Here is a 4,445-nt window from a genome sequence, read left to right as displayed (position 1 = left end):
CGACTTTGGAAAAATTGTGAGCGTCAATTAACCACCAGTCTGCAAATGGTCGTTTTAGCGTTTTTAGCACTATTACTTAAGAGATTTTAGACAGCTTCTCATTTTCGATGAATGATTCGAGATTGGCAACTTCGTTTTCGATCAGAAGAAAGTCGGACAGATGGGATGGTTCGACGATTTCCTCTAATAACCAGTCCTCAAGTGGCGTTTCTTTAACATCTCTTAGGTGCTTTCGATAAAAGTTGATTCGCTCGTTGCGAAGCACACGTTGCATATATCGGACAAACATTTTTGACACTTCACGCTCACTACTCATGAATACAGCCTCCCTAGATTTGAGAAAATTAGTTACACTTATACAGACCGAATTTGAGCGTGGCGGTGAAACCAAAACGTTAAATTAGGTAACTAAAATCGTAGGAAAGCAAAAAAACATCAGCCAATACACATTGGCCAATGGGTTCAAAAGTGGTGTGGATCTGGTGAAAGTTCGCTAGATGCGTGCCGCAAATCGAATCACTGTCAGCACAATGCCAGTTAATACAGTGATCACGATTGCTAAGCCAACTAATGCTGGACTGAGTGCGGCGATCCCCCAGCCGGTAAGTGCCAGAACCAGCGTCAATGCGCAGTTGCCGCCGATTGCTATTGACACGGCACGACTGGGCAGGTTAGCCCAGAACGGCTTTTTGGTGCGGGTCATCAGGATCGTCAACATCGCGCTAAAGATAAGGTAGACGTAAAGGCCGGTGCTGATTTGATCAGTAGTAAGACCGAGCTGTTGTAACCAAGTTAGCCAACCGTAGCCGACCGCTGACCAACCTATGGCCAGGATACCAGCGATCTTGCTAAGTTTAGCCAGATTCCAGCTTTCTGGCTGGTGTGTGATCGTTGTGCGGTCAGTGCCGAGCACAAGGGTCACACAATCATTCAGAATTGCGACCAAGATCATCGCGTTTAAGGTCAGCGGAATGAAGTGGAGAATCAGGTAACCTAATGTCAATAGCAGCGGCAACTCTGCGGTGCGTGAAAGTTTGGTGATCGTCCAGGTCATCATGCGTTGATAGACGTGGTGGCCGGCATCTAGGATCTCGATGATCGGGGTCAGTCCGTCTGCCGGCAAAACTCGATGGCATGGCGATCGGGATCGTCGCGATGAACAGCATTGCAAGAAACGGTAGCATGGCAACTAAGTCTTCGTGGCGGACAACGGCCACGATGATCAACAGCACGGCCAACACTGCATCGAGTGCTGCCAGATAGCCGATGATTTTGCCCAATAGTTTCTGCAAATGGCCCGGCGCCGAGCTTTGGTTGATCAGGCTGATTGTTTTGCCGCTGCGGCTATTAGCACCGGTGGCGGTGACGATCGCTAAGGCGTTGCCGGAGAGGGCTTCGGTGCCGGCATAGGCCGTATCACCAGGGGTGCGGTTGACGGCCTTGGCTTCGCCCGTGATACTGCTTTCGTTGGCTTCCAGCGTGTCCGTCAGCAGGCGCGCGTAAGCGGGGATAATGTCCCCTTGGCGTAGGCTGATGAGGTCATCAACGACTAAGTACTTGGCTGACACCTGTTTCCACTTGCCATCGCGGCTGACTGCGGTGGTCGGCGATAAGTCATGTGATAGGCTGCGTAAGACCGTGTTGGCGCGGCGAGATTGAATCGCGCCATTGACCGCGGCAAAGAGCAACATTAGCACGATGAACCCGGCTTGGATGCCTTTGCCTAACACGATTTCAATGATCAGCGCCGCTTCGAGTATCCACGCGCTAGGCCCCCACAGGCGGGTGATAATGGCCGTGGCAAAGTTGAAGGGGGTTTCGGCCACTTCGTTGAAGCCATCGCGGGCCAGTCGCCGGTCAGCTTCGGCTTGGGTGAGGCCGTCTAGCGTATTCTTTTTGGTCATAGTAGACACCAGCTTTTTTCAAAATAACAAACGGCCGCGCACATATTAGTGCTCGGCCGCTGGATCAATGCTAATCAGTCGAAGTCGACCGAATCTGGGAAGTGGGCTAGGCGCGTGCCGTCAGCGCCAAGTTCTTCTTCGATCCGTAACAGTTGGTTGTATTTCTCCACACGCTCGGAACGGGCTGGAGCGCCGGACTTGAGTTGCGCAGTGTTCGTGGCGACGGTAAAGTCAGCGACAAAGGTGTCGCCGGTTTCACCAGAACGGTGAGACATCATGGTAGTGTAGCCGTTCTTGCGCGCTAAGCGGATTGCTTCCAGCGTTTCGGTGACCGTGCCGATCTGGTTAAGCTTGATCAAGATACTGTTGGCCATGCCTCGTTTGATGGCGTCTTTGATCAAGGCTGGGTTAGTGCAGACCGGATCGTCTGCGACAAGTTGCACGCGATCGCCGTACTTCTTGGTAAAGTCAGCGAAGTGGCCCCAGTCTTCTTCCCCATAAGGATCTTCGATGGAGATGATCTCTGGGAACTTGTCCAGCAGGTGAATGTAGTATTCTCCTAATTCGGCAGGTGTGTAGGTTTTGCCTTCAAAGTCATAGTTCTTGGTGTCGCGGTTGTAGAAGTATGATGCCGCCGCGTCAAAGGCGATGGCGATTTCCTTGCCAGGCGTGTAGCCTGCCTTGATGATGGCGTCATGCAGCATCTGCAAGGCGTCTTCGGAGTTCTTGAGGTCAGGGGCAAAGCCTCCTTCATCGCCGAGGCCGGTGGTGTAGCCAGCTTCTTCGATCACCTTCTTCAAGGTGTGGTAGGTGTTGGCGATTTTCTCGAAGCCATCACGGAAGCTGGAACGATCGACTGGGGTAATCATGAATTCCTGAATGTCGATGCCATTGTCGGCGTGCTCACCACCGTTGATCACGTTGTGGAACGTTTGTGGCAGTTCCAATTCGGTGCCGCCAAGGTAACGATACAGCGGTGTGTGCAAGGCGTTGGCTGCTGCACGGGCAGTGGCCATTGATACACCCAGGATCGCGTTAGCCCCTAGGCGAGCCTTGTTAGGTGTGCCGTCTAAGTCGATCATCAGCTGGTCGATGTGGGCTTGGTTGAAGGGGTCAGTGCCGTGCAAAGCCTTGTTGATCTCGGTATTGACGTTGGCCACGGCCTTTGAGACGCCTTTGCCTTGAAGCCGGTCGCCGCCGTCGCGCAACTCGACGGCTTCTTTTTCGCCGGTCGATGCACCAGATGGTACCTCCGCGCGGCCGAGCGTACCGTCCGAGAGATTAACATCGGCCTCAACAGTTGGGTTGCCGCGGGAGTCGAAGATCTCGCGCGCCTTCACAGATTCAATCACTACTGACATAATTGTGCTCCTTCCGGTAAAAAAAGATGACGTCTACGTCTACTGCACGCAAAATCTGTGCAGTAGACGTCATCAAATTGATTTACCAATTAGTTTTAGTGGCGAACGTCATCGCCGATTAACTTTTAGCACCCAAAGCATACTCCCTTACGAAATTTTGCACAAGCCAGACCGACAAATTTTCGTGCAAAAGGCGGGCTTGTCTTACAGCTGTATGTTTTGCTATAACGCTAGACGCTATATTAAATTTTGATGAGTGTAACCACGCGACTGCCTGTATTTTGGTGGCCGCGTTTTACGGGGAAGTTTAATGCAGCGATTGCGATACCAAGATATTTTAGCGATGTTCATCGGCGGCTGTTTCGGTGGGATTGCCTGCTGGGAAATTGGCTTGTGGCTTAATGATGCCGACACGATGCTCGGCACCACGGCGGTGAATCTGATCGGCAGATTTTTGCTGGAGTTTGTCACTTATGGCCTAGCGGTGTACATAGATTTGCCGGGCTGGCTGATTTTGGCGTTAGGGACTGGTTTTGTCGGCGCGTTTACGACGTTTTCGACGATGGTGCCGAACCTTTACAAAAACGTCGGCGAATCGCCGGTGTACGAGATCAGGATCTTCTTGCTTGAGCTGCTTGTTGGTTTAGGCGCTGCGTTTAGCGGGTATTTATGCGCCGAAGCCTGGGGAAGGCGGCGACAAACATGGTGATGTTAGTGACTTTAGGCGCTGGGGTCGGCGCCGTGATGCAATACGTGCTGACGCAGCTAGGCAAGAACTGGTGGACTTGGGTGTCGGTGGCGACGCTTGTGATCAATGCTAGTGGTGCCTTCTTGGCGGGATTTTTGGCGATGTGCGCACTGCAGCAAGCGTGGTCACTGCTACTTTTGACCGGTGTGTGGTGGGTACACGACTTTTTCCACATTCATGACTGATGCGTTTATCTTGTTGCGCAACCGGCGTTACTGTGCGTTGGATTGAAGTCAATATTTGAGACAGGTTTTAAGAGACATTCAGAACCGCGTTTACCTTCCACAGCTCAAATAAATCATTAATCGTGATTAATAACTTATTTGAACCATGGAAAGCATTAAATCAGGCGGCCATTTGGCTCGTAAGTGTTGCGATTTCAACTTGTAAGGGGGTCTGGTAGCCCAGTGAACTATGAATTCTCTTCCTATT

Annotated in this window: 4 protein-coding genes, 2 pseudogenes and 1 riboswitch; of the genes and pseudogenes, 3 read left to right on the top strand and 3 right to left on the bottom strand. The window is 51.6% G+C overall.

Features of this window, described 5'->3' with window-relative positions:
- Nucleotides 1-90, top strand: a pseudogene (locus IV54_RS11765) (IS5/IS1182 family transposase); the annotation flags it as partial.
- Here IV54_RS11765 and IV54_RS07715 read toward each other — a convergent pair.
- The 3 genes and pseudogenes from IV54_RS07715 to eno all read right to left on the bottom strand — a co-directional run bounded on the left by IV54_RS07715 (nt 77) and on the right by eno (nt 3,265).
- Complete coding sequence (locus IV54_RS07715; RefSeq protein WP_057878792.1) at nt 77-316, bottom strand: hypothetical protein; 240 nt, start codon at nt 314-316, stop codon at nt 77-79. The pseudogene IV54_RS11765 and the gene IV54_RS07715 sit on opposite strands and share 14 nt — an antisense overlap.
- A gap of 303 nt (nt 317-619) precedes the next feature.
- A pseudogene (locus IV54_RS07705) lies at nt 620-1,904 on the bottom strand (HAD-IC family P-type ATPase); the annotation flags it as partial.
- Between the two features lie 74 nt (nt 1,905-1,978).
- The gene (gene eno, locus IV54_RS07700; RefSeq protein WP_057878789.1) at nt 1,979-3,265 is read right to left on the bottom strand and encodes a phosphopyruvate hydratase; all 1,287 of its coding nucleotides are present in this window, start codon (nt 3,263-3,265) and stop codon (nt 1,979-1,981) included.
- 56 nt (nt 3,266-3,321) lie between these two features.
- Nucleotides 3,322-3,390: riboswitch (Fluoride riboswitch) on the bottom strand.
- A 185-nt stretch (nt 3,391-3,575) separates the two neighbouring features.
- Here eno and IV54_RS07695 point away from each other — a divergent pair.
- Nucleotides 3,576-3,974 (top strand): fluoride efflux transporter FluC, encoded by a 399-nt coding sequence (locus tag IV54_RS07695; protein ID WP_054712831.1) that lies wholly within the window; start codon nt 3,576-3,578, stop codon nt 3,972-3,974.
- Nucleotides 3,968-4,198 carry a CrcB family protein gene (locus IV54_RS07690; RefSeq protein ID WP_065868917.1) on the top strand — a complete coding sequence of 77 codons (231 nt, stop codon included), beginning with the start codon at nt 3,968-3,970 and terminating at the stop codon, nt 4,196-4,198. Before IV54_RS07695 ends, IV54_RS07690 begins: the two co-directional genes overlap by 7 nt.
- The last annotated feature ends 247 nt before the right edge of the window (nt 4,199-4,445 follow it).

This window comes from Levilactobacillus paucivorans, assembly GCF_001437125.1.
In the GTDB taxonomy this organism is placed as follows: Bacteria; Bacillota; Bacilli; order Lactobacillales; family Lactobacillaceae; genus Levilactobacillus; species Levilactobacillus paucivorans.
Note: the sequence above shows the minus strand (reverse complement) of the source record. Positions and strands in the feature narration are given on the sequence as shown.